Here is a 25,239-nt window from a genome sequence, read left to right as displayed (position 1 = left end):
ACAATAATAAAGTGTTGGACAAAAAATCACAAGGAGCACGCAATATGAAAAACAATAAAACAAGTTTGTCATACCGGTCCTTGCCGGACGGGCGAACACGGTATCTTCCGCTGGAACAATCTGTCACCGTTATTAAACAAGGGTACCCCGCCCCTTCGTCATTCCGTAGTGTCTTTGTACGGAATATAGGGGCGGACACCGCGCTATATTCTGGACAGAAACTTTCCAGAATGACGAGCGCGGTGCAAGCATTTACGCTCATTGAATTATTAGTAGTTGTCCTCATTATCGGTATTTTGGCGGCGGTGGCGTTGCCGCAATATCAAAAAACGGTACTCAAAAGCCGCATGATGGAATCTTTGGTACTGGGCCGCGCTATCGCGCAAGCCCAACAGGCCTATCATCTGGCAAACGGAGTATATGCTACCGATCTAGAGGAATTAGGCCTTGATTTTTCAGCCGCCCAAAAAAAATATAGGTTTGTTTTGGTAGAACAGCACGCTCAAATTTGGGACAAAAAAACACCTAAATGGTTTTGGAATATTTTTTATAATGAAACTGTATATGGCCGCGGGGGCGCACGCGTCCCTTTTTCCTGTTCAGCTCATAAAGACTATCCTTTAGAGAATAAAGTTTGCGCCAGCATCACAGGGAATAATACACCCTATCTGGCAAATAATGTATGGAACGAATATTTTATGTACCAGTAGCGTTGTACTGCCGCCGCACAACCTCATTTTTGTATAATATAGATGAAGTCTTATTTCTATATTTTAGGAGCGTAACATGTCTGTCAAAAAATGTGCTTGTTCACCGTTGCAAGAGCACCGCGCCAAATTTCAGCCCGTGCTCCCTAACATCTTAAAAAAGGGTCCGGCGTTTGTGAAACCCAAACTGGGCAAACCTACTAAATCGGTAGCCGACCAAGCCACCGTCAAAAAGATTTTCCCCAATACGTATGGCCTTCCGGCGGTTACATTTGTTAAAGGCAACAATGCCGCACTATGCAAAAAAGCTGTGCGCGTGGGTGTGGTACTTTCCGGCGGGCAAGCCCCGGGCGGACACAACGTCATCGGCGGTTTATTAGACGGTCTTAAAAAGGCCAATAGCAAAAATAAACTGTTTGGTTTTTTGGGCGGGCCCAGCGGAATTGTGGACAATAAACTTGTAGAAATCACCCCGGCGCTTATGCAAGCGTACCGCAACACGGGCGGGTTTGATTTAATTCAATCCGGCCGTACCAAAATTGAGACGGACGAACAATTAACCGCCGCAAAAAACAATCTCATTAAAAACAAATTGGACGCGCTTGTGGTAGTAGGGGGGGACGACTCCAACACCAACGCGTGCGTAATTGCCGAATATTTAAAGCAACAACACGTAGATATCAGCGTGATCGGCGTGCCGAAAACGATTGACGGCGACCTTAAAAACGAACACATTGAAGCGTCGTTCGGGTTTGATACGGCTACCAAAATTTACGCAGAGCTCGTCGGCAACATTGAGCGCGACATGAACTCCGCGCGCAAGTATTGGCACTTTGTACGTTTGATGGGACGCAGTGCGTCGCACATTACGTTGGAAGTGGGTTTAAAAACACACCCCAACGCCGTGCTCGTCGGTGAAGAAGTATTAGCTAAAAAAATGACGCTTAAACAAGTGGTCAAAAACTTAGTGGACCTGATTGTCAAACGCGCCAAAGCGGGCAAAAATTACGGTATCGTGCTCGTACCGGAAGGACTCATTGAGTTTATCCCGGAAATGAAGGAACTGATCGGCGCGCTTAATGACGCTTTAGCCGACCACGAAGCCGCACTAGCTAAACTCGCCACCCCGGCCCAGAAAAAAGAATTTATCTTAGCCAAACTTCCTAAAAAACTGGCTGATTTAATGCGCTCTCTGCCCGACGGCATCGCCCGCCAACTCATGTTGGACCGCGACCCGCACGGCAACGTGCAAGTGTCTTTAATTGAGACGGAAAAATTGCTCGTTGAAATGATTAAAACAGAACTGGCCGCACTCAAAAAAGCGGGCAAATACACGGGCAAATTTGCAACCATTACCCACTTCTTCGGCTACGAAGGCCGCTGCGGGGTACCGTCTACGTTTGACGCCAACTACACCTATGCGCTTGGCTACAACGCGGCCGTGCTGGCTCTTAACAAATGCTCGGGCTATCTCTCGTCCGTGCGCAAATTAACGCGCAAAGCGCAAGATTGGGAAGTGGGCGGCGTGCCGCTTACGATGATGATGAACATTGAACGGCGCAAAGGCAAAGAAAAACCGGTCATCAAAAAAGCCCTCGTGGAGTTAAAAGGCGAGCCGTTTAAATACCTCGCCAAAAACCGCACGATCTGGGCAGAACAAGACCAATTCGTGTTCCCCGGTCCGATTCAGTTTTTTGGTCCTGCCGAAGTAACCGACATCACCACCTATACGCTGATGTTGGAACAAGGCAAAAAACTAAAATAACCGCAACTGCGGTTTCCGTCAAGGTCGCCGAACTCCCGGCGGCCTTTTTTGCGTCTGCCCTAGGTCCAAAATCTATCCGGGATAGGCCTTTTGGCCCACGCAATTTTTACGGTTTTATCCTAGAATATAAATATGATTAGAAAATGTATATCTGCGGGACTGATGTGTGTGTTGTTGTCCGGGTTTGGCTCGGCACAGCCGCTCAAGCAAGCCGCCAAAGGTGTTAAGAATTTTTGGAAAGCTCCGGCACACGCCCGGCAAATATCCGGTGCGTTAGAAAGTCGCGTGCAGCGCAGTTATATAACAGCGGTGCAAACCCAAAATCAATTTCCGCAAGCACAACGGTTTTTGCAAGCAACGGCGGGTGTGCGCGTAACGGGAGAGATTCCGGTCGTACCCAAAGCACTGTACCCGCAAGCGCCTTTTTTGACGAACCAAAACCAACTGACCAATTATTTTTTGGCGCAAAATAATCGGCAATTATCAAAACAACTGCCCTTTTATCAACGCTATTTGCAAGATGTAGGCACACATGTTGAAGATTTTTTCCGAAATCAACAAAACATTACGCACGAGCAAGAATTAGATATGTTCTGGCTGGCCATGCAAATTTCCCCGCAAATATCCAACTTGCTAATTGCCGAAATTCACGGTTTCCCGGAAATAGCTTTTAATGTGGCTAAACTGCTTGAGGAACTTAAAGAACTTCAGCCGCAACGCGAAATATTTGTGTTTACCGAATTTTTGCCGGAAGGGAAAATTTGGGGTGACCCGGACTTACGCCCGCGTTTACGTTCCTACATACCCGCCTGGCAGTTTGCCTCTATACTAGATATTCCCGTCATCGGATTAGAGCCCCAATTTGTAGAAGACAATTTAGATCTTACGCTATCTGCTTCTGCCCAAGGAGAAATCATTTGGGCCTCGCCGGAAGCCCTGCGCCTGCGCAACCAACGTTGGCTGGCATTGATACGCTCCTACCGGGAAAAATACCCGAACGCCTTATTTGTTATTTACGCCGGAGAAGCCCATATTACCTATTCCCGTCCCCACTCGCTAGGTCAAAAATTGGCCGGGCCGTCCACCTTTGTTGCCGGAATATATCCGCAGTACGACCCGAATTGCCCCGATAGGCGGCACATGCTGGACACCTCGCCTTTTGATCAAGTTACCAACAGTAATTTTGCTACCCAGCGTGTACTAAAATTTACCGATCCCAAACTCGTCCGCTTAGCCGGCTTTGACGCGCAAATCAAAGTGCCGCTATTGCGTGATTAAATTTTGCCTTTAGGTTACCGGGCCGCCACGCTCCTGGCGGCCTATTGTGTGTAACAATTCTAAATATAAATTCACTTGCAAGAGTGTCTTTTTTATGGTATGTTATCAGTAGCAGTAATACTTAAAAAAGGAGAGTGAGTTATGAACGCACTTAAGACGTATTTAGTTGATCCGATTAAAAATCACTATATTGATTTTGCAGGCCGCGCTACCCGCAAACAATACTGGTTGTATGTACTGTTTGTGTGGATCATTTTGTTCGTCATCGGTTTATTTGGCGACACCGGAGTAATGATTTCCAACATTTGCTCGTTAGCGATTTTGTTGCCCTCTTTAGCCATTGCGGCACGCCGCTTGCGCGACGGTGGTTTCAGCCCGTGGTTCTTGCTATTTCTGTTGTTGCCGGTAATCGGTTGGATCGTATTACTGGTGCTCTACTGCTTGCCGTCCAAAAACTAATTTAAGTTGCCGGAAAAAAATACCGCCCTTTTCGGGCGGTATTTTTTGTCCATTTTCCCTAGGTCTTAAAACACACCCGATCTAGGCCCTTTGGCCCATGCTATTTAGCCCCTCAAGCATTATAATAAAGTTAGGACGTAAATTAAAGTAAAAACCGTACAAGCATATATTTTATGAAACGATTATTTACATTATCTGCATTGTTGCTATTTTTTGCGTATCCCTTGTGCGCACAAGGGGGGCGTTCCGGTGCGATAGTAAAAGCGGGCAAAGCGGCACTCTCGCACAAACCTATATTGGAATTACCAAAAATACAGACCCATACCCATTTCACGCTGTCTAACGGTATAACAACCTCGGTGGTGCCTAATTTATCAAACGTAACAGCAGTCCCTACCGCCGGATTGACCGCCACAACTTTATCAAACCTGCCGGGCGCAGCGGCGGCAAACCCAACCGTTTCCCCGCAAGGGCCCTCTTTCCGCAACCGCCAGATGGAACGCTTTGCGGCACCGATTTCGCCGGAACAATCCGCCCGAATTACCCAAACGCTTATAAGACGCGTCCAAACCTCTAGTGAACTTTTTGAACAAGTGCTCGCTAATTCTCCCACAATTCACCCGCAATTTTCGCCAATTAAGTTACGCAATGGAATAGCTCTTTCTCAAAATTTAACGGAGCCGGCTAAAAATCTCTATCCGCAAGTACCCTATCTGCAAAAACCAGAACAGTTGAGTTTATATTTTTTGGCACGCAACAACCGCGAACAAGCCAAGTGGTATCCTCAACTTGTTACTTGGTACCAAGAAATAGGCCAGCGACTTAATGATTTCAAACAGGATAGAACTCCTATCACTCATACCTCCGATCAAGACCTTCCTTGGATAGCAGCCCAACTTCCAAAAGATCTTTCGTATTTATTATTGGGGGAATGTCATTATCGCATAGATACAAAAGCACAAATCTTGCGGTTTATCCGGTATCTTCACTATTTCGCCCAACCGGAACGCAAAATTATTATACTGACCGAATTTTTACCGGAAGGAATCGTGTGGGAAACTTCTACTCCGTTAACCGGAGATATGATTGCCTACAAACCTTTTTGGGAACACTTCCGACAGCTGGGCATTCCCGTCATTGGACTTGAACCGGATTTTATGTTCAACGATTTTTCCAGCAATATTGCAGAAAAAACAGAACTGGATAAAATTAACCAATTGGACGCTTCACATACGTGGGTAGGTTCACTGGAAGGGGTACGGTTACGTAATGCGCGTTTCCTAAAAACTATTGAACAGGTCCACCAAGACCACCCCGATGCTCTGCTTATCATCTACGCCGGAGGAGCACACGTGGAATATTCACAACCTTATTCTCTGGGAGATGCTCTCGCCGGACCGAAAACCCGCGTCATATCCTTTGTTCCGGGGCTTGAGTGGAAAAATAACAGTTGGAATCTTGAAGGAACGAATTTTGATATTGCCACCTCTCTCCAATTTGTCCGAACTCCTATTATTCAATTTAACGATCCGGAACTCATCAAGTTGTCCGGCGCGGATATCCGGTGGAGAGAACACTCACCGATGAACCTAAGGGACTAACCCCATTTTCTCCTACAACTCTTTTTCCAGTGCGGCAAAAAATTCCGTCGCTTTCTGCGGGAAATAATAATCGGTTATAGAATTGGTAAACGACGACGGTTGCGGGTTTACTTCAATAATTTTCGCACCAAATTCTTTGGCTACCATCGGCATTCCGCACGCGGGCATCACTTGCCCGGCCGTTCCCACCACAAGCATCACGTCGCAATTTTGCGCCATTTCAAGCGAATTTTGGTACGCGGCGGGGGGGATCCCTTCGCCGTAAAACACAAAGTTGGGTTTTAGTACGCCGCCGCAATTGCAACACGGCGGATCTTGCGACAAATCAATATCCGTTAAATTGTATTGCTTGCCGCAACGCACACATGAAAGCGTGTAAATCGTCCCGTGAAATTCCTGCACGTTTTTACTGCCCGCTTTTTGGTGAAGTCCGTCAATATTTTGCGTGATGACGCCTTTGACGTTGCCGCGCTTTTCAAGCTCCGCCACGATTTCGTGCGCTTTGTTGGGCGTAGCGTCGTGCATATCGTTAAAGAAAATCTTCTTCATCTCGCGCCAACTTTCCTGCGGGTTAGTCATAAAGAAATTGATTTCAATATATTTCGGGTCGTACTGATTCCACAGCCCGCCCGCGCCCGTAAACGGCGCGATACCGCTTTCCACACTAATTCCCGCCCCGGTAAAAACAACCCCGTAGGACGCATTTTTGATCAGTTTAACTGTCTCTTGAAAATCGCTCATAGTTATCTCCTTTCTTGCATAGTAACATTTTGACACACGGCAAGCAAATAGTTGTCGCCGTTACTCCGCCCAATAGCGAGCCGTTAAAAAGCGGAGAGGGGGTTGACAGATCAAAAAAAAAAACGATAATAAAGGGACAGTAAAAAAAACAACCAAGGAGCTTTTTCATGAAAAACAAACAAGCATTTACGCTTATTGAACTTTTAGTTGTTGTACTTATTATCGGCATTTTGGCGGCGGTAGCGTTGCCGCAGTATAAAATGGCTGTATATAAAAGTCGGTTTGCTACCTTAAAAAATTTAACAAAAAGCATTGCCGAAGCCGCAGAAGTATATTATATGGCCAACGGAAGTTACACAATGAATTTTGACGAATTAGATGTAGATTTGTCCGGTTGCACCTCACAGGAAAACCGACGCTGTCCGATGCCTAATGTTTCTTGCTATCTTTTACACAATCCTGATGGAAATAAAGGCGTTTACTGCGAAAACACACAAATCAAAATACGCTACCAAAAGATGTTTTCCAACAATCCAGAGGGAGCACGCACCCTGTGCTACGCCATGTATTCGGCTGCCACAGTAACATCATTTTCTTCTCAAATTTGCAGAGCGGAAACAGGCAAAAACTCGCCCGACGTTGTCTCAGAAAATCATTATATTGGTTGGAGATATTAAAAGACAGGCCCGAAGAAAATTCTTCGGGCCTGTTTTTTCTCTACCGTCTAATAACTCTTACACGTGTATATGTCCGCGGCACATCATGCACAATGCGGCAACGGCAAAAATAACCAGTAGCGTTACAACTACTTTTTCGCCGCCGCTAAACACCGGTTTATCCGGGGCTTGTTCACGCCGAGCGCGCATAAACACCGGGATACCCACCGCCAGGAAAATTACCGCCATAAACAGGTATTTTACCCCGGCCGCGTACAAGAGCCACACCGCATACGCCGTGCCCATAATAGACGTAAACAGCGCGGCGGCACGCCCGGTAGAAGTAATTTTGGCATATTCGCCGTCTTCCACCAGTTTCCATAAATAGCCGGTACTCGCCAAATACGCCGGGAGCACCATAACGCCCGTGATAGAAAGCATGGTGTTCCACGCGTTGTTGGAAAAATAGACCATTAAAATTGCCAGTTGCATAATCGCGCTGGTAATCCACAACGAAACGCACGGCGCGCCCGCGTCATTTTGTTTGGCGAAAATTTTAGGGAACGTACCGTTTTCAGCCGCAGCGGCGGGCACTTCGGCGGCAATCATCGTCCACGCCAGCCACGACGAAAGCACCGCAATCAAAAGCCCGCAGTTCATAAACACCGCGCCCCACGGCCCGACGACTTTTGCCAAAACGCCCGCCGTGGACGGGTTGGCTACATTGGCAATTTCCGCTTGCGACAAAAACCCAAACGGAAGCACGGACAGCCCGATATAAATGACTAAACAACCCACAAAACCTAAGAACGTCGCTTTGCTTACCGCCGCTTGGCTTTTGGCGCGGTTGGATAATACCACCGCCCCTTCAATGCCGATAAATGCCCACAGCGTGACGAGCATGGTGCTTTTTAGTTGCGCAGGCAAACTGCCCAGCGATTTGCCGTTTTCCATTAAATGACCCCAAAAGTTGGTGTCAAATTTATCCCAATGGAAAGCCAGTAGCATAATCAAACAAAACGTAAGTAACGGCACCAATTTACCAATCGTACCGATGACGTTTAAAATCGCCGCTTGTTTAACGCCGCGCAATACCACCCAGTTAAAAACCCAGATAAGCACCGAGCCGCACACAATGGACAACAAATTATTTCCGCCCGCGAAATGCGGGGGGAAAAAGTAATTGAGCGCGTCCATGGTAATAACGGCATATCCTACGTTGCCAAAGATTTGGCACAGCCAATACCCCCAACCAATGGTAAAGCCGACGTACGGCCCGAAACCGTCGCGTGCATACATATAAATACCCGACGTCAAATCCGGTTTTACGCGCGAGAGTACGCTAAACGTATTGGCGATAAAATACATCCCCACGCCGGTAATTACCCACGCGAGTAACACCGCTCCCGCGCTGGCCCCGGCCGCCATGTTTTGGGGGAGGGAGAAAACCCCGCCCCCAACCATGGAACTAATCACAATACACGCTAAACCGATTACGCCCAGTTTGGCGGCAGATTGATTTTTTTCTCCCATATTATCCCCCAAAAATGACTATTTCAAATTCACGGGTTCTGCGAATTTGAAGTTTAAGAAACCCATACACGTCAAGCAATACGCAAACGGTTGGGTGATGTTAATATAGTTGTGCCAGATTTGGAAATCGCTGTGTTTTTGTACACCGCGGATTTCCAATTCGTGGTTAAGCGATTTGTTAAGCCACATACGCGCATGACCTTCGGCGATTTCGTCGTTAATGGGCGTATCAAAATACTCCACATATTCGGCCGCCCAACCGCCGATAAGTTTGCCTTGCGCGTCTTTACCCCAACACACGCCCACGCCGGTGGCAATAGCTTTGTGCTCTTCTATGCGCGCGCCGTTGCCGGCAATAATAGTTTCCAACACCGCCCCGTGTTTGAAGTACGGCGTTACTTTGTCAACGGGCACGATATTGCCGTGTAATTCTTTAGGCAACACCGAGGTATAGGGCACAATGTTGAAGTTTTCAATTTTCGCTTGCATGAGTGCCGAGTCGTAGCAGAACGTCTCAAACGGTTGCGGCGGGATGCCGTCCGCGGCCTGTCCGGCACCGCCGGTGATAAAGGCGAGCGTCGGATAGCGAGTACCTAATACGAGTTCATTTTTTTCCATGATTTTTTCTCCTTATTTTTACAGCATAATCGTTGTGCGTAAGCTGACTACCGTGGCCGAATCGTGCGAATTGTCTAAACCGACTTTCGGATAGAATTGCACGTCGGGCGTAATGGTAATCCAATTGCCAATGCCCCAAATCCATTGGAGCTCTAACGCCATTTCGTTATCGCGCATGGTGGGCAAATTGCCGTAAGCACTTTTGCTTAAATCGTTGTAAGCAATACCGGCGATAATCGCGTCTGCGGCGTTACGGTGAAGCGGGTTTAGCATCGCCATACCCAGCGCGTAGGAATATTTGGCCCCGGTAACGCCCTTGTCAGATCCGTTGGCGCGGCCGAACATCGCCCAGTTTTCGCCCATGTTTTGTTGCATATTAAACGACCAACCGTTTACGTCGCCGGGTTGTTTGGAAACCGACGGTTGGTAATAATACAGCACGCTGTATTGGCCTTGGCCCAACTCAAAATTTGGGTTCCACGCGATAGAACCAAACAGCGTATATTTACCGCTAAACGCTTCGTCTAAATGGATGTGTTCGCCGGAAATGTTGGTACCGTCTTGGTATCCGGCGGCTAACGTCCATTTGCCCAGTTGCGCTTGTGCGTACGCACCTAAAGAGGCCGACGGATAGGCACTGGTCGCATTTTGCGAGAGCGCATAGTTCATTAGAGCCGTTTGTTGGTTGTCAATATACTGCGTACCGTCAAAGTTGTAGAGCGGAAATTGACCGAGCGTAATACTCATCCAATCCCAACTTCCCGGCATCGTGTGCGTGTAGGAAAATTGCGAAAAAATTTCCTGATTGGCCGGATAGTCGTTAAACGCCAGCGCGGTATCCACGCGGTTTTGTAACGTAGCCGCCGACGTACCCCAGTAACGCACGAGCGTGTAGTTAATGTTTAACTGGCCGGACCCCATCGCGCGGTCTTTAAACAAGTTCCACGTCAAGTACGGGTAATACACCCCTTGAATAGCCGTGTTTTTGCCGTTAGGCGCGGCGCGTTGGGCGAGGTACGAAATATCCATACCTACTTCTAAACCGATTTTACTTAACTCGTTTTTACCTTGACGGACGAGTTTTTCCATCGGATCCAACACCGGGCCTTGGGCCGTTTTTCGGCGTTCTTGCAAGCGTTGCTCGTGTTTGACAGGTGTGAGCCAAACGGTTTCGCTTACGTCTTCTTCTACATACAGTTGCGCAAACGCTACGGACGGTAAACAAACAACCGCTAAGAGCGCAAAAGCGCGTAAGTTTTTAATCATAATTTCCTCCCAGATAATTTTTACATCTTATCTAAAGTAGCAATCCGGCCGCCCGCGCGAAAGCGGAAAAATAGATTAGAAAAATAATTTCCGACGAAAACCAATCAAAAAACTAACCTTTTTTTGCTCCGGCAAAATTGCTACAATAAAAACGCTATGAGACAGTTATGGGATAATTTTTGGGATATTTTTGACCCGTACCGCAAAGGTCCGCTGTTTTGGAAATACGGGTGGAAAGGGGTTTTATTTATCGGGCTTGTAACGTATTTTACGTACCAATGGTTCGTCGGGCCGCGCCATAATCCGTTTGCGGGCGTGTTGTGGCTGATGACCATTGGCATCCACGAAGCCGGACACCCGATTTTCCGCCTGCTTTTCTTCGGTAATTTTAAAATGACAATATGGGGGGGAACGCTCATGGAATTGGGCGTGCCTTTGTTAGCTTATTTTTCGTTTTTACGGCGGGGAAAAGAAATTCAGGCAGATGTATGTTTGCTGCTTTTGGCAATTGCGTGTTATAGTGTTGGGCATTACGCGGGATGCAGTTTAGACCCGGTTATTTCTTTGTTAAACGCCGGGCCGGAAACGTTGCCCGACTGGGACTATATGCACAAATGGCTCGGCACCGAAGGATACGAGTGGCATTTTAGACATGCGTTTTACGGGCTAAGTGCATTTTTGACGGGGCTGGGCAGTTATTTGTTTATCGCGCATTTTTGGGCATGGAACAACCCCGACGGCCATAACTATAACGACGATGACGACGGACACAATCGTTTTTTTATGAAAGGGTAAAATTAGGGCAATAAATATACACGTACCGATTCGCTTTGCGAATCATACGTAGCCCGCATAATTTTTACACAATAATCGCCCGGCTCTCCCTCAAAAACAATACCTGAAGCGCGTGTTTCCCGGCATTTAATAGCCGCAGACGTTTCTCCGGTCGGAGAAATAACATTCAACATAAACCCGCCCCCTTTGTACGGCCCGTTCAGCCGGACCATAAAAAGCATCGTGCCGGACAAGTCTGATTGAAACAACTGTAAGGACCAATCGCCGTTAGAACGTGTATCTTTCATTAAATTATCAAATTGAACGGCTTGTTCCGTTCCCGTCCAACCCGCGGGGATATCAACAGATAATTCATCAAAACTCTCCGGCGATGTCCCACTGGCTAAGTGATAGGCATTTACCGCTTGCCCCACAGATTTGAGTAATGTTAACGCCTGTGTAGCGCGCGATTTTTCCACTGCTTTTTGATACTGCGGCATGGCTACCGCCGCTAAGATACCAATGATTAACACTACCACTAATAATTCAATAAGCGTAAATGCTTGTTTGTTTTTCATACAACCTCCTTTTTATCATTAAATAAAATGTAGCAAAAAAAAAAACGATGTCAAGCCCCCTTGCCGGGGGCAGGCAAATCAAGAGCCAACTTTCACTTAATTGTAGCAACACTGTTTTTGCATTGTTGCTTTATTATTTACCGACGAGAAAACAAATAAAAACACCCCGCTTTTGGGTAACAAAAGCGGGGGAAAACAAAAAATTTCCAACAAGATAATTTATTCTTTTGGCTCGGTAAGCGCAGGTTTTTCTTTGGCTTTTAAGCCGTTGTAATTATACTCGCCGCGCTTTAAAAGACGCGTGTTGTCTTTGGTAAGCGGCACTTCGTAAATATCCACAATGCGTTGGGCAACGGGCAAGAGTGCGCCTTTGTTGCCGTCAATGTGGCCGCGTGCAATTTTGACGGACTCCGCCGCGTTGGTGATTGCTTGTTCGGCACGCGCGAAATTGACGAGAAAATCGTTAAATTTTTCCATGAGTTTTAAAATATCATCTTTTAAATCTTCCATATACTCATGTTGTTTATCAATATCCCAAAGTTTGGAAACCATTTTCAGCGTGCTCATCAGCGACGTGGCCGACACGAGCGCGATGTTATTTTTCCATGCCTCGCTTAAAATATCCGGGTCGGCCTCTACGGCGGCGAGTAATGCACTTTCGGGGTACACAAACATGAGCGTATAATCGGGCTGAATTTTATCGCCTTGGTCTTGGAACTTTTTGTAATACTTTTTACTGCTTAAATCTTTGATTGTTTTTTTAACATCCTTGACGTGTTCGTTGAGCGCGTCTTTTTTGGCTTTCGGATCCTGTGCGTTGAAGTAGTTAATGTAATGATTAAACAGCGTTTTCGCATCCACCACTATCCAACGATCACCCGGCAAAGCCACTTGCACATCTACGCGTTTTCCCTCGTCGGAAACTTGTTGGTAATAGTCCACGCCTTCTTGCATACCGGCAGCGTCCAAAATGCGTTTTAATGTTTCTTCACCCCAACTGCCGCGTACGATTGATTCGCCTTTAATCGCGTTGGTGAGGTGCACCGCACTTTGGTCAATTTTTTCGGTAGATTTAATCACACCTTCCAATCCTTTTTCCAACCGTGCTTGCGCGGCGGTGTTTTGGCGTTCCATATCGGACACTTTTTTGACAAAGTTTTCCAAATCTTGGCGAAGGGGGGCCAAAATTTCGGCATTTTTCACTTCCAACCCTTTGGTTTTATCGTCTAAGATTTTAGCCGCCAACTCGCTAAATTGCGCTTTGTACGTAGCGGATAATTCTTTAAAATTTTTCTCAATCAGTTCCTTTTCGCGCCGCAAACTGCGGTTTTCTTCTTCTAAGCGGGCCTTTTCCACCGCCAACGCGCCCATATGTGCCGCCAAAATTGTTTTGAGTTGGGCCGCGTGCCACGCATACATCAGCCCCGCGCCAATCGCCATACCGATACATAAAATTAAAATAGTCATAATTGTTTCCTCCCGTTTATTTTATTGTACAAACTTTTTTTAATAGGGAAAAAAGCATAAAATTTTATAGAATAAAAGAGTATTAAGTTATTTTAGTAAGGAGAGTATCATGAAAAAAATCGCATTACTGATCTTGGCACTGGCGACTGTCGGCTGTGCCACTACGGGCACGACGGGCAATACCGCCGCCACCCAAACCGCCGCCCAAACCATTACGTTGGAACAAGCGTTGGAAAAATCGGCTGAAACGCGCCAAAAATTGTTGGAAGCCAAACAACAATATGAACAAGCCAAAACCGCGGCCGAAGTAGCTTCCGGCAAAAAAACAGCCGCACAAGCTGCACAAGAACAAGTGCAAAACCAATTAGACGCGGCCAAAAAGCAACTCAAAAACGAGCGCGATGCTTGGGCTGAATTGTTAAAAAATAATTAGTATTTCAGACGTAACGGCACACCCCCGGTTTTTTACCGGGGGTGTTTTTTTGGCTTTTCTTATCCCGTTTAACAGCCCTCAAACTTGCGTTAATTCCGTCAGACTAAAAATTTTCCTTGACAGATCAAAAAAAAAAAACGATAATAAAGTGTTGCAAATTTTTCAAATAGGAGCAAACAATATGAACAACAAACAAGCATTCACGCTTATAGAGCTTTTGGTAGTCGTGCTTATCATCGGTATTTTGGCCGCCGTGGCCGTGCCGCAGTATCAAGTAGCCGTTGGGAAAGCACGCTTTGCCACGTACCGCACGCTAGCGGATAGTATTGCCAAAGCCATACATACTTATCATTTAGCCAGCGGAGCATGGCCCGATTCGTTAGATGTATTGGATGTGAGTTTACCGTCAGGGATGATAACAACAAGCGATACTACTACCCTTTGCGGATATTCCGATAAAATATACTGTTGCGTAGAACTACCCGTGCAAAATAGTATGTATGGAGTGATACTTTGTGGAGATAAACAATATCGTTTAGCATACACTAATTATTATGCTTACGATACAGGTGAACCATGGGAATTACATACCTGTGTCAGTAACGAACAAAAAATTTGCAAATCTTTTGGAGGGAACGTAAGAAATAGTAATTCAGGTCTTATAACTCCCGAGGGGCGCAAATTAGGATATGTCTCTTATTATGTTCAATAAACAAAAAACGTCTCATAAAACACCCCCGGCGATAAACCGGGGGTGTGTTATTATAGAGTCGTCCTTATTTTTCTTCTACCGGCGGGGGCGGAGGAGGATTAAGACCTACGCGTCCGCCGTCTTTCGGGCCTTTATGGCCTTTGCGGAATTTAAAAAACCCCTTGCCTTTTTTGCCATCCATTTTCGGACCGCGCATCTCGCCTTTGGGGGCAAAAAGCACTTTTAAATCGCCGTCTTTTTCAATAAGGGCAGTGGTTTTTTCGTCCACCCACTTTTTTTGACCGTCGGCCGATTTTTCTTCGTCCAAATGCTTTTTCATTTCTTCCAAACGTTGGGCAAATTTATCTAATTGCTCTTGTTTGAATTTTAATTGCTCGGCGTGGATCTTTTCCACTTCGGCGACAATTTCGGCCTTTTTGGCTTCTTGTTTTTTGCCTTTGAGCTTTTTATATTCCTTGACCAATTTTTCCATTTTTTCTTCGGTGGCTTTCATTTTAGCGCGGTGTTCTTTTTGCGCTTTTAAAAACTCACCTTTCTTTTCCGCCATCGCCGGACGTCCGTCCGCTTTGGCAGGGGCCGCTACTTCGGCGGCAAACGCCGGGGCAAATAATACGCCGGCCAACAACGCTACTACAAGTTTCTTTGTCATAACTGCCTCCTAAAAATAATTTTCCATATCGGTTAATTCTTGCGCAAACGATCCATATTCATCGTCTGCGGAAATATTCATATACGCCACTAATTCGTGTGCGTTAAACGCTTGGTGTGCGGGCAAAAACGTCCACACAAACGCACCACACGCCGCCACGGTAAGGCCCGCCAACTCCCACTTAAACCGCGCCCAAATTGATTTTTTGCGCGTCGTGCGTGCAAAGAGCTTATCCACCGCACGTTGCGGGGCGGCGGGGGGAGTTAAGCCCTCGTCCAACTTCGCCAAAAACTTCAGCTCCGCTTGGCACGCACCGCACGTTTTAAGGTGCGTTTCAAATGCGGTTTTGTCCTCGGCGTTCAATTCCCCTTGCGCGTATAATAAAATTTGTTCACACGGTTTCATAACATTTCCTCTTGCGCGGTTTGTTGCGCGATTAACTGCCTTACTTTTTTGACGGCCCGGTGGCAATCGGCCAGCACCGTGCCTAACGGTCTTTGTACCGTATCGGCAATTTCTTGGAACGACATATATTGCCGTAAATACATCATTTCTTTTTGGCGCGGCGGCAACTGCTCTATGGCTTGCCGCACCGTTTCTTGTAATTCCCGCCAGTTCAGTTCATCTAACACCGGGCGGGAATTATCCGAAAGCGTGTCTTGCAAATACGCATTTCCGTCGTCGTCAGTTTGGTCCAAGGATGTATTATTTTTATGGTCGCGCCAATAGTTTAATACTTTGTTGCGCGCCGCCAAAAATAGCCATGCTTTAAACTTTCCTTGCGCCTGATATGTTTTAGCGTGTTTAAATAGCGAAATAAACACTTCCTGAAACACATCTTCGGCCACGCTTTCGTCTTTCACAAGCGAGAGAATATATTGATAAAGCGAATTTTTATACCGCATCACCAGTTCTTCAAACGCTTGGTTATTACCGTCACAAAACGAAGCGACCAAGCTATCATCGTTTTGTATATCTTTTATGGAGTCCATAGTTATATAACACCGAACTTTAAAATTTTATTGCACACTAAATTATAAAAAAAACCCGCCCCCTGGAAAAGAGGGCGGGCGCGGTGAAACATCCTGCCTAATTTAATTTGTAATACTTGACCCCGTTTCCGTTTTGCAAAAACGCGGCTTGTTCTATCTTGGGGCAAAAATCGCCGTCTGTGCCAAAACCATTTGTTTCAACACAGAGCATTTCGTTGTTCCACGAGGGGTAATTAAACCCTTTGCATTTATACGGGCCGTCCGTCCACATCCCCATAATACCCACGTTGGATAGATCCGCGCTTACTAACGCAATTTGAAAATCTTTTCCGCGGCGTACCGAATCATTACCGGAAATAACGAGTCCGCAAATTCCTTCATTTCCTTGAGTGCCCATATCCGGGGCAGACAGCGGCAAGTCTATATCCAATTCAGCAAAATTAGCCGCATATTCGCCGTTAGCCAAATAATAAGCCGTCTGTGCTTGATAAACACTTGACACGGCCGTTTTTAATTGTGCGTTGCGCGATTTCCATACCGCTTTCTGATACTGTGGCAACGCTACCGCCGCCAAAATACCGATGATTAAAACTACCACCAACAATTCAATAAGCGTAAATGCTTGCTTGTTTTTCATACGACCTCCAAGCCCCCTTTGTCAAACCCAGATAAAAAAACACTTGACAAATCAAAAAAAAAACGATAATAAAGGGACGGAAAAAATATATAAGGAGATTTTATGAAAAACAATAAAATAAGTTTGTCATCCCGTGAGGTTGTTACACGGGATCTTCCGCTGGAACAATCTGTCACCGTTATTAAACAAGAAAAAGAAACCTTATTTCATAATAAAATACGAAGATGCCGGATTACAGATTTCCGGCATGACAGACACTTATTTAATAACGTCAACGGCTTTACCCTCATTGAACTTTTAGTGGTCGTTCTTATCATTGGCATTTTGGCGGCGGTGGCTGTGCCGCAATATCAAAAAGCAGTATGGAAAAGCCGTGCTAGCAATATGCTCACTCTCACACGCAGTTTAGCCACAGCCCAACAGACATATTTTATGGCCAACGGGGAATATGCTACTACATTGGATGAATTGGACGTAGACTTTGATAGTTTAGAAAGCGCAACAACCCCCACATCACCACTCGATTCTGGGCTACTAGCATCTAACAATGCTCTACGAAAAACAGATTCCTTTGAATTGCGCATTAATCGCGGAAACGGTTTTCATAATTCTCTTTCGATTTTATCTACCGGGCCATACAGAGGAGCCGGTTTTGTATTTAACCATATCTATACTTTTGACCCATCCACAACAGGCCGTATACTCTGTCATGAAACAAATGCCACTATTGCCCATCCAGGTGATTTTTGCGTAAAAGTGATTGGTTGTCCTAAACAAAAATTATACGAAGGCTATACCACTTCGTATTATGAAATGCCTTACTAACATATAAAATCGTCCGCGATAAATATCGCGGACGAAACTTTAATTTATATTCATCTTGCTACTCTTTTACTCATACCGTAGTGCGTCAATGGGAGTAAGTTTGGACGCTTTATACGCCGGATAAAACCCGAAGAACACACCCGTAGCGGCGGAAAACCCGGCAGACACCAACACGGCCCATACGCTTAAACTGGTTTGCAAGGACATATATTTGGATACAAGAAGTGTAAACACTACGCCTAGCAAAATACCCACCAGGCCGCCCATGCAAGAAAGCGTAACGGCCTCGCCTAAAAACTGCATGCGGATATTCCAACTCGTCGCACCGATCGCCATACGGATACCGATTTCGCGCGTGCGTTCCGTCACAGAAACAAGCATAATGTTCATAACCCCAATACCGCCTACGATCAGCGAAATTACGCCGATAACACCCAAAAATAAACTAATCGTACTGGCCGTGCTTTTAGCTTGCTCCACAAACGAGGCCATATCGTCTAATTGGAAATCGTCTTTGCCTAAGGGGTGGATGCGGTGCGTGTTGCGCACCGTGTTGGCGATATCCACTTTCATATTTTCAATTTGGTCAAAGTCGTCTACTTTGATCACAACGCGGTCTAACGCGCGGCGGTTTGTATTACCGCCAAAACCACCCGAACTCATTTTTACTTTACCCGTAGTGTAGGGAATAAGCGCGCCTTCGTCTATGTTAAAACCAAAGCCGGTAGAGCCCGTTTTTTTGGTAATACCCACGACGGTAAACGGAATGTTATCCAGTACAACGGTTTTGTTAAGCGGGTCCACATCGCCGAAAATCGTTTTGGCAGACGTCGCCCCTAAAATCATCACTTGCGCGTAATTATCAATTTCGCGTTCAGTCATTTCGCGCCCGCTTTCTACTACCCAATCATACGCACCGAAAATGTCCGTATCCGTTGCCAGAACGCTCAACGATAAGCTCGTATTTTTGTATTTGACTTCAAAGTTTTTTTGAATATACGGCGCCACGGCAGACACGCCCTCCACTTCGCGTATGGCGCGTACGTCGTCCATGGTTACGTCCTTGGGGGAAGAAATACTTTCATCCAAGTCCCACGGTTGGCGCAAAAATAAAATGTTTGTACCCATATTAGAAAAGCGGTCGGTAATGCTTTTTTTGGTAGCCGCGCCGACGGCAAGCACCGTAATCACCGCCGCCACGCCGATAATAATACCTAAGCTGGTCAGTGCGGCACGCATTTTGTTGGCGAAAATAGATTTTAAAGAAATTTTAAAAATCGCAACAAAAGAATCCCACATAATTATTTCACCTCGTCGCTGATTTTTTGACCGTCTTTAAATTTAATAAGGCGCGAGGCATACTCGGCAATGTCCGGCTCGTGCGTGATGAGAATAACGGTTTTGCCCATTTCTTTATTAAGCCGCGTGAAAAGCTCCATCACTTCAATACTCATTTTAGTATCTAAGTTGCCCGTCGGCTCATCGGCAAAAATGATCGGCGCGTCGCACACTAAACTGCGCGCAATCGCTACGCGCTGTTGCTGCCCGCCGGAAAGTTGGTTGGGCAAGTGAAACGCGCGCTCGGCAAGTCCCACGGCTTTTAACGCGGCCAATGCTTTTTCGCGCCGCTCGCGCGCCGGGGTATGGTTGTAAATCATCGGGAGTTCCACATTTTCCACCGCCGTCGTACGTTTAATTAAGTTAAAGCCCTGAAACACAAAACCGATTTTGCGGTTTCTCACGCCGGCCAGTTTGGATAAATCGGTCGCCGTTACGTCAATACCGTCCAAAGTGTACGTACCGCTCGTCGGCTTATCCAAGCACCCCAAAATATTCATAAACGTAGATTTGCCCGAGCCCGACGGCCCCATGACCGCCACAAATTCGCCCTGCTCAATAGATACGCTTACGCCGTTAAGCGCGCGTACTTCTACGTCGCCCAGCTTATAAATTTTGTATAAATCTCGCGTATCAATGAGTGCCATAAACGGCTCCTTATTAACGGCGGCGATTGCCGCCACCCATCCGAGGCGGTGCGCCAAAACCACCGGCGGCGGTGGCTTTCAAATTATTTTCGCCGACGATAATTTTATCACCCTCTTTTATATCGCCCGATACAAGTTCCGTATTTTTGGCAGAAATAATACCAATCGTTACGTCCACCCGTTTAGGCGCTTGGCCGCGTTGGGCTTTCCATACGCCCGTGTTAGCATACGTTTGTTTGTTGGTAGAGGGGGAAAAGCGCAACGCCTCGTTCGGCACGAGGAGCACGTCCTCTTTATGTTGCGTAAAAATCGTCATAGTGGCCGTCATGCCGGGTTTTAAACGCAGGTCCTCATTATTGACATCCACAATGACCGTATAGGATGTACTGTTACTGGCGGACGAAGAATTATCCACATAATTGGTACGCACTTGACGCACCGTGCCATTGAATTTTTCGCCGATGTAACCGTCCAATGTAAATTCGGCTTTTTGACCGGCTTGTATTTTAACAATATCGGCTTCGGACACTTTGGCCTCAATTTGCATTTTGGTTAAATCTTGCGCCACCACAAAAAGCTCCGGGGTGGAAAACCCGGCGGTAATCGTTTGGCCTTCGCTGACTTTGCGCGTGAGTACCACGCCGTCAATGGGGGAAACAATTTTAGTGTTGGACAGATTTTTCTCAGCCGTATCTACGTTAGATTGGGCGCGGATCACATTGGCTTGGGCCGCATTTAACGCACTTTTCGCGTTAGCGTAGGACAGCTCGTGCTCCTCCAAATTCACTTTAGACACGTAGTTTTTATCAAATAACGCTTGGTAGCGTTCATAATTTTTCTTGGCCAAGCGGTAGGAAACCTCCGCCGATTCCAACCCCTCTTTGGCCGAGGACAGACTCGCCCGCGCTTCGGCCAGTTGGGCTAAAATTTGTGTTTGGTCAATAACGGCCATTAAGTCGCCTTTTTTAACTTCGCTGTTATAATCTACGTAGATTTTTAAAATCTCGCCGGAAACAAGCGCACCCACTTGCGTGGTATTAACCGGGTTAATCGGCCCGGACGCTTCTACCATGTCGGCAATATCGCCTTTTTTGACGGTAGCCAACCGGAATTGCGGCACGGGGCGGCTCTTAATAAAACAACCCTTTAAAAGCCACGCCGCTAGTAACAGCACAATTAGAGCGACTATCTTTTTCCATTTTTCCATCGCCCAAAATTTATGCCAGATTTTGATGCAAAACTCTTTTAGTTTGAGTAATTTTTCTTTCATATCAGTTGGTCCCCATCGCTTGTTTTAAATCGGCTACGGCCGCCGCAAAGTCGTAACGCGCCGTAAGCAAACTCAGTTCCGCATCGGTGTAAGCGACCTCCGCGTCTTTAAGTTCAATAATATCCCCAATGCCCTCGTTGTAGCGGCCTTGGGCTAAATCTAAATTTTCTTTAGCTTTTTCTACATTTAGCTTAGCAAGCGGGATACTTTCGCTTGCTTCTTGCATACTGATGTAAGCACTTTGCACTTCTAAGAAAACATCGTTAAGCAAACTGCGGTTATTATTGTTGATTTTTTCCAAGTTCAGCCGCGCTTGCTTGACGCCGTTATACGTTTTAAAGGCACTAAAAATGGGTATATCTATGGACAACATAAGTTTGCTTTCTTCGTTATCCAAGCGTAAATCTTCGTCGTATTTATTAAACCCGGCAGAAAACGTAAACGTCGGCAAATAGCCGGCTTTAGCTTGGTTTATTTTCATCTGTCCGATTTTGGCATTTGTCTGCGCCGATAAAATATCCGGGCGGTTTTCGTAGGCCGTTTTGACGGCTTCGCTAAACGGGATATCTATTTGTTCCACATCGTCCACTTGCACAATTTGGAGCTGTTTGGGCGTGGTAATACCCAACGCATTAGCCAAATTGGCAGAGGTAGTTTTTACTAAATTCTGCGCACGGATGAGGCGTAATTTTTCGTTATTTAAATTGACTTCTGCCGTCGTAACATCCACTTTCGGGCGAAGGCCTTGTTTATAAAATTCCGCCGCACGGTCGTATTGTTCCTGGTATAAATCGCGCGATTTTTGGCGGATATCCACGGCCCGTTGCGCTGATGCCAATGCGTAATACGCTTTCTTTACGGTACGCGCAATTAAATTAACCTGGTTGGCCACATTCAGCTCGGCTTGTTCCACTTGCATATTACTGATTTTTACCGCACGCACTTTATCGGTAAACCCGGAAATAGTGAGTTGCGCTTGTGCTTGCGCGTTGTGAGTACCGTAATCGTGCGTAGAACGACCGGGGGAATCGTACGTATAATACCCTTGCGAGGCATTTGCATTTACCGTCGGTAAAAACTCGCCGCGTGCCAAGTTTAACTGCACGTGCGCTTCCTGCACGGCCAGCTGTGCGCTGACGGCTTTGGGGCTGCGGGCCAGAGCTATACGGATGCAATCTTCCACCGTAAGCGGGCCGGCAAGAAGTTGGTCTATTTCTTCCCGGGAGGCCGGCGTTAAACGCAGCGGGTCTTTTTCTTGCACTGTGGCGTTTTGCGGGTACAGCCCGGCCGAACGCAACAAATCATCCGCCGCATGCACGGCAAGCGGGCAAACCAAAAAAACAATATAGAGTAACCAAAATTTCTTCATAGTATCATTATATAAATTTCAAGATTTATGCTGTTTATTTTTTGCACTACTTTATAAAACACCCGAAAACCCGGTTTTATTGCACCGTATCAAAAGTCCTATACCCGCGCTAGGCCTTTTGACTCTTGCGAGCAGAAACAGAAATCTCTTACCCTATGTTATATATATGTATAAAAAAGCGGTTTTTCTGATTTGCGCGTTTCTTTTACCCGTCACAACGCTACATGCCCAAAAGGCAGGCCGTTGGCTACGCGGGATATCTACGCGTCATCAAAAAGCGATTACCCACGTTCTGCAACAGCGGGCGGATATCTCGTATAAACAAGCGCTTTCCAAATTTAACCGGGTGGAGTCCCGTCTACTTCCCAGGGGATATCCGGTACAAGGTAATTTTATAAATTGGGAAGATGTGCCCTTTCAAGCCCAAGACATGTACCCAACTGTTCCCTTTTTGACCAATAATGAACAAGCCAACCTGTACCTTCAAAGAAGAATAAACCGCGAAATTATTAAAGGTATTACTTCGTATAGCAAACTGTATGACCAAACATCCGCTCATCTGAAAGATTTAGAACGGGCCCAATTAAAAGTTACCCATGACCCGGAGGAAGATGTAAATTGGTTAATGAAGCAAATTCCGCAAAATACGTCCTATTTACTGCTAGGTGAACACCACGGCATGCGACAAGTTCTTCCAACGGTTAGCACCTTAGTTAGAATGCTTCAACGACAACAACCCGAACGTAAAATTTTCTTGTTTACAGAATTTATATATCATAGGAATCATCTTGTGGTCAATGACTTTTACAAAAATATGCTTGCGGACCTGGAATCAGACAAAAACTTAAATATACCCGTCATTGGGCTGGAAACAGAACTGGCAGACTCCGATATGAATGTGGTAGGCACAAACGGAATATTTATCAATAGCACAGATTTTTGGGCCACCCGTGAAGGGTTACGCATACGTAACAATTATTGGCTCAACATCCTTAAAAAATACCAGGCAGTATACCCCGATGCCTTATTTATTGTGTACGGAGGTATAGGGCATCTGGGTTACACCTATCCGTATTCTATAAGCAACCTTTTCCCGGAGCAAAAAACTTTTGTTATTTCTTTCACGCCGGAAATGTACACGACCGATTTTGACCAACTTACAAAAAAGAAATTTTACCTTGAACGCATTTTGCAATTTAATGACTCCAAACTTTCCCGTTTGGCCGGATTTGACGTGCAATTAAGAATGCCGGATATTTCACCAAAACCCTAACCTCTTGCCTTTATCATCCCGGGGGCTCTCCCGGGTATTTTTTTGTTATCTGTTTTAGCCCCACCTAATATATATAAATTTCGTCGGAGCATAAAATTTCCTTGACAAATCAAAAAAAAAAACGATAATAAAGGGACAGAAAAAAACAATAAAGGAGATTTCGCATGAAAAATCAGCAAGCATTTACACTTATAGAACTCTTAGTCGTCGTTCTCATTATCGGCATTTTGTCGGCGGCAGCTGTGCCGCAATACCAAAAAACCGTGGAAAAAAGCAGAGCCACCCAAGCACTGACTTTACTAAAAACGGTAGGCCAAGCGGCACTTACCTATCAGTTAGCCAACGGAGAATATCCGTCCGGTTTTGACGAACTCGCCGTTGAAATTCCTTGGACAGGTACGCAAAGATGGTATAACCTTACGTTAGATACCCGTTCAAATGAAGATTGGTCATTGCAGTTGTACAAAACTGCTGATGGGGGAGCATTACTCCTCTATGCCGGGCGTTTAAGCGGTAAATACAAAGGGGGAGGTTTTGTGTTTGTAGTCTCCCCGGGAAACGGGAACAAATACAAAGATGAAGCGGAAAAAATATCATGCGCGGAACGAGTTAGTGCAGGAGTTTTATATGAAGGAGAAGCGGGAAGTTATTGCAAATTGTTTGGTGCCACCCAACGCACGGCGTTTGGAAACACTTTCCGCTCATACAAAATGCCCTAATGCCCGCACAAATTATATAATATAGGTATGCTTAAACCGATCCTGTTGTTGTGCATCGCCAACCTATTTATGACGGTGGCCTGGTACGGTCACCTGAAATTTAAAAGCGCGTCGTTGTGGGTGGTAATCGTAGCCAGTTGGGCGATTGCCTTTGTAGAATATTGCTTTCAAGTGCCCGCCAACCGTCTGGGCCACGAATATTTTACCGTTACGCAACTAAAAGTCATGCAAGAAGTCATCACGCTACTCGTCTTTGCCGGGTTTTCCGCTATCTATTTTAAAGAAAGTTTTAAATGGAATCACTTCGTCGGGTTTTTATGTTTGGTGGCGGCGGTATTTTTTGTTTTCAAAAAATGGTAGCCGTATAGCCCGCGTATAAACTATAATAAGAGTATGAAGAATAAACACAGATTATTTATAAAAATGGCGGAACTGGTGGAACAACAATCTACCTGTTCGCGCTTGCAAGTAGGGGCGGTGCTTGTGAAAGAAAACCGCGTCATCAGCATTGGTTTTAACGGCACGGCGTCGGGCCAGCAACATTGTGAAGATTATTTTAAAGAACTTTACGAAAAAGAATATAAAAGCGAATTTCCCACACTAGCCGACTTTATGGCCAGCCGCACGTTTTACGATTTGCACGGTAAATTTTCCATTGATAACGAACTGCACGCCGAACAAAACGCTATTTCCTTTGCCGCTAAAAACGGTATTGCCACGCAAGGGGGAACGATTTACGTAACGTGGTCGCCTTGTGTGCATTGCGCTAAAGTGATTGTCAGCGCGGGCATTAAAAAAGTGTTCTTCAAAAACTTGTATGACCGCAGCCAAGAGGGCATTTATTTTTTGCGGAAAAACAACATTGAGTGCCGCCAACTGACCGAGGAAGATTTGGACGAGTGTGTGCACACGCGCTAAATTTACTATAATAT

At 45.9% G+C, this 25,239-nt stretch carries 28 protein-coding genes; 14 read left to right on the top strand and 14 right to left on the bottom strand.

The features are described 5' to 3' along the window. The first annotated feature begins 44 nt into the window (after nt 1-44). The 5 genes from ACQY2W_RS02225 (at nt 45) to ACQY2W_RS02205 (ending at nt 5,810) form a co-directional block, all read left to right on the top strand. Nucleotides 45-710: a type IV pilin protein gene (locus ACQY2W_RS02225; protein WP_428048955.1), complete on the top strand. Its 666-nt coding sequence runs from the start codon at nt 45-47 to the stop codon at nt 708-710. A gap of 76 nt (nt 711-786) precedes the next feature. Next, on the top strand, nt 787-2,472 hold the full coding sequence (locus ACQY2W_RS02220) for a diphosphate--fructose-6-phosphate 1-phosphotransferase (RefSeq protein ID WP_428048954.1): 1,686 nt from the start codon (nt 787-789) through the stop codon (nt 2,470-2,472). A gap of 132 nt (nt 2,473-2,604) precedes the next feature. Continuing rightward, nucleotides 2,605-3,750 (top strand): hypothetical protein, encoded by a 1,146-nt coding sequence (locus tag ACQY2W_RS02215; protein ID WP_428048953.1) that lies wholly within the window; start codon nt 2,605-2,607, stop codon nt 3,748-3,750. A gap of 141 nt (nt 3,751-3,891) precedes the next feature. Then, a complete protein-coding gene (locus tag ACQY2W_RS02210) occupies nt 3,892-4,209 on the top strand; it encodes a DUF805 domain-containing protein (RefSeq protein WP_428048952.1) in 318 nt (105 codons plus the stop codon). A 173-nt stretch (nt 4,210-4,382) separates the two neighbouring features. Beyond that, nucleotides 4,383-5,810 carry a hypothetical protein gene (locus tag ACQY2W_RS02205; RefSeq protein ID WP_428048951.1) on the top strand — a complete coding sequence of 476 codons (1,428 nt, stop codon included), beginning with the start codon at nt 4,383-4,385 and terminating at the stop codon, nt 5,808-5,810. Between the two features lie 12 nt (nt 5,811-5,822). On the opposite strand, the gene ACQY2W_RS02200 is transcribed toward ACQY2W_RS02205, so the two are convergent. Further along, nucleotides 5,823-6,551, bottom strand: coding sequence for an SIR2 family NAD-dependent protein deacylase (locus ACQY2W_RS02200; protein ID WP_428048950.1), 729 nt, complete (start codon nt 6,549-6,551; stop codon nt 5,823-5,825). Between the two features lie 167 nt (nt 6,552-6,718). Between ACQY2W_RS02200 and ACQY2W_RS02195 the strand changes: the two genes are divergently transcribed. Beyond that, the gene (locus ACQY2W_RS02195; protein WP_428048949.1) at nt 6,719-7,228 is read left to right on the top strand and encodes a type IV pilin protein; all 510 of its coding nucleotides are present in this window, start codon (nt 6,719-6,721) and stop codon (nt 7,226-7,228) included. Between the two features lie 57 nt (nt 7,229-7,285). Here ACQY2W_RS02195 and ACQY2W_RS02190 read toward each other — a convergent pair whose 3' ends face one another. Genes ACQY2W_RS02190 through ACQY2W_RS02180 form a run of 3 tightly spaced genes read right to left on the bottom strand, consistent with a single transcriptional unit; the run spans nt 7,286 to nt 10,624 of the window. Then, nucleotides 7,286-8,740, bottom strand: coding sequence for an amino acid permease (locus tag ACQY2W_RS02190; protein ID WP_428048948.1), 1,455 nt, complete (start codon nt 8,738-8,740; stop codon nt 7,286-7,288). Between the two features lie 18 nt (nt 8,741-8,758). Beyond that, nucleotides 8,759-9,358 carry a pyruvoyl-dependent arginine decarboxylase gene (locus ACQY2W_RS02185; protein ID WP_428048947.1) on the bottom strand — a complete coding sequence of 200 codons (600 nt, stop codon included), beginning with the start codon at nt 9,356-9,358 and terminating at the stop codon, nt 8,759-8,761. Between the two features lie 18 nt (nt 9,359-9,376). Beyond that, nucleotides 9,377-10,624, bottom strand: coding sequence for a carbohydrate porin (locus ACQY2W_RS02180; RefSeq protein ID WP_428048946.1), 1,248 nt, complete (start codon nt 10,622-10,624; stop codon nt 9,377-9,379). A 156-nt stretch (nt 10,625-10,780) separates the two neighbouring features. Between ACQY2W_RS02180 and ACQY2W_RS02175 the strand changes: the two genes are divergently transcribed. Then, complete coding sequence (locus ACQY2W_RS02175; protein WP_428048945.1) at nt 10,781-11,419, top strand: hypothetical protein; 639 nt, start codon at nt 10,781-10,783, stop codon at nt 11,417-11,419. Nucleotides 11,420-11,421: 2 nt separating this feature from the next. On the opposite strand, the gene ACQY2W_RS02170 is transcribed toward ACQY2W_RS02175, so the two are convergent. Both ACQY2W_RS02170 and rmuC read right to left on the bottom strand, forming a co-directional pair. Further along, nucleotides 11,422-11,976 (bottom strand): type IV pilin protein, encoded by a 555-nt coding sequence (locus tag ACQY2W_RS02170; protein WP_428048944.1) that lies wholly within the window; start codon nt 11,974-11,976, stop codon nt 11,422-11,424. A 219-nt stretch (nt 11,977-12,195) separates the two neighbouring features. Next, nucleotides 12,196-13,443: a DNA recombination protein RmuC gene (gene rmuC, locus ACQY2W_RS02165; protein WP_428048943.1), complete on the bottom strand. Its 1,248-nt coding sequence runs from the start codon at nt 13,441-13,443 to the stop codon at nt 12,196-12,198. A 109-nt stretch (nt 13,444-13,552) separates the two neighbouring features. Between rmuC and ACQY2W_RS02160 the strand changes: the two genes are divergently transcribed. Together ACQY2W_RS02160 and ACQY2W_RS02155 are read left to right on the top strand one after the other, a co-directional pair. After that, nucleotides 13,553-13,876, top strand: coding sequence for a hypothetical protein (locus ACQY2W_RS02160; RefSeq protein ID WP_428048942.1), 324 nt, complete (start codon nt 13,553-13,555; stop codon nt 13,874-13,876). A 181-nt stretch (nt 13,877-14,057) separates the two neighbouring features. Next, nucleotides 14,058-14,588, top strand: coding sequence for a type II secretion system protein (locus tag ACQY2W_RS02155; RefSeq protein ID WP_428048941.1), 531 nt, complete (start codon nt 14,058-14,060; stop codon nt 14,586-14,588). Between the two features lie 64 nt (nt 14,589-14,652). Here the strand turns inward: ACQY2W_RS02155 and ACQY2W_RS02150 are convergent, their stop codons facing one another. From ACQY2W_RS02150 to ACQY2W_RS02135, 4 genes are all read right to left on the bottom strand, one after another. After that, complete coding sequence (locus tag ACQY2W_RS02150; RefSeq protein ID WP_428048940.1) at nt 14,653-15,237, bottom strand: hypothetical protein; 585 nt, start codon at nt 15,235-15,237, stop codon at nt 14,653-14,655. Between the two features lie 9 nt (nt 15,238-15,246). After that, nucleotides 15,247-15,642, bottom strand: a complete 396-nt coding sequence (locus ACQY2W_RS02145; protein ID WP_428048939.1) for an anti-sigma factor family protein — start codon at nt 15,640-15,642, stop codon at nt 15,247-15,249. Beyond that, entirely contained in the window at nt 15,639-16,229 is a 591-nt protein-coding gene (locus ACQY2W_RS02140) for an RNA polymerase sigma factor (RefSeq protein ID WP_428048938.1), read from the bottom strand. Before ACQY2W_RS02140 ends, ACQY2W_RS02145 begins: the two co-directional genes overlap by 4 nt. A gap of 97 nt (nt 16,230-16,326) precedes the next feature. Then, nucleotides 16,327-16,866: a type IV pilin protein gene (locus tag ACQY2W_RS02135; protein ID WP_428048937.1), complete on the bottom strand. Its 540-nt coding sequence runs from the start codon at nt 16,864-16,866 to the stop codon at nt 16,327-16,329. A 102-nt stretch (nt 16,867-16,968) separates the two neighbouring features. On the opposite strand from ACQY2W_RS02135, the gene ACQY2W_RS02130 reads away from it, so the two are divergent. Continuing rightward, nucleotides 16,969-17,691: a type IV pilin protein gene (locus ACQY2W_RS02130; RefSeq protein WP_428048936.1), complete on the top strand. Its 723-nt coding sequence runs from the start codon at nt 16,969-16,971 to the stop codon at nt 17,689-17,691. Nucleotides 17,692-17,757: 66 nt separating this feature from the next. Here the strand turns inward: ACQY2W_RS02130 and ACQY2W_RS02125 are convergent, their stop codons facing one another. The 4 genes from ACQY2W_RS02125 to ACQY2W_RS02110 are packed head-to-tail and all read right to left on the bottom strand — an operon-like array spanning nt 17,758 to nt 22,315. Further along, complete coding sequence (locus ACQY2W_RS02125) at nt 17,758-18,990, bottom strand: ABC transporter permease (protein ID WP_428048935.1); 1,233 nt, start codon at nt 18,988-18,990, stop codon at nt 17,758-17,760. A 2-nt stretch (nt 18,991-18,992) separates the two neighbouring features. Then, a complete protein-coding gene (locus ACQY2W_RS02120) occupies nt 18,993-19,676 on the bottom strand; it encodes an ABC transporter ATP-binding protein (RefSeq protein WP_428048934.1) in 684 nt (227 codons plus the stop codon). A gap of 13 nt (nt 19,677-19,689) precedes the next feature. Next, the gene (locus ACQY2W_RS02115) at nt 19,690-20,946 is read right to left on the bottom strand and encodes an efflux RND transporter periplasmic adaptor subunit (RefSeq protein ID WP_428048933.1); all 1,257 of its coding nucleotides are present in this window, start codon (nt 20,944-20,946) and stop codon (nt 19,690-19,692) included. 1 nt (nt 20,947) lies between these two features. Next, nucleotides 20,948-22,315, bottom strand: coding sequence for a TolC family protein (locus ACQY2W_RS02110; protein ID WP_428048932.1), 1,368 nt, complete (start codon nt 22,313-22,315; stop codon nt 20,948-20,950). A gap of 166 nt (nt 22,316-22,481) precedes the next feature. On the opposite strand from ACQY2W_RS02110, the gene ACQY2W_RS02105 reads away from it, so the two are divergent. The 4 genes from ACQY2W_RS02105 to ACQY2W_RS02090 all read left to right on the top strand — a co-directional run bounded on the left by ACQY2W_RS02105 (nt 22,482) and on the right by ACQY2W_RS02090 (nt 25,225). Then, the gene (locus ACQY2W_RS02105; RefSeq protein ID WP_428048931.1) at nt 22,482-23,588 is read left to right on the top strand and encodes a hypothetical protein; all 1,107 of its coding nucleotides are present in this window, start codon (nt 22,482-22,484) and stop codon (nt 23,586-23,588) included. Between the two features lie 164 nt (nt 23,589-23,752). Beyond that, nucleotides 23,753-24,307 carry a type IV pilin protein gene (locus ACQY2W_RS02100; protein ID WP_428048930.1) on the top strand — a complete coding sequence of 185 codons (555 nt, stop codon included), beginning with the start codon at nt 23,753-23,755 and terminating at the stop codon, nt 24,305-24,307. A gap of 27 nt (nt 24,308-24,334) precedes the next feature. Beyond that, complete coding sequence (locus ACQY2W_RS02095; RefSeq protein WP_428048929.1) at nt 24,335-24,667, top strand: DMT family protein; 333 nt, start codon at nt 24,335-24,337, stop codon at nt 24,665-24,667. Between the two features lie 33 nt (nt 24,668-24,700). After that, nucleotides 24,701-25,225 carry a deoxycytidylate deaminase gene (locus tag ACQY2W_RS02090; protein WP_428048928.1) on the top strand — a complete coding sequence of 175 codons (525 nt, stop codon included), beginning with the start codon at nt 24,701-24,703 and terminating at the stop codon, nt 25,223-25,225. Nucleotides 25,226-25,239 lie beyond the last annotated feature (14 nt).

Origin of the sequence: Candidatus Avelusimicrobium caledoniensis (assembly GCF_902756455.1) — a bacterium.
Taxonomy (GTDB): Bacteria; Elusimicrobiota; Elusimicrobia; order Elusimicrobiales; family Elusimicrobiaceae; genus Avelusimicrobium; species Avelusimicrobium caledoniense.
This window is presented reverse-complemented; position numbering and strand designations above follow the sequence as displayed.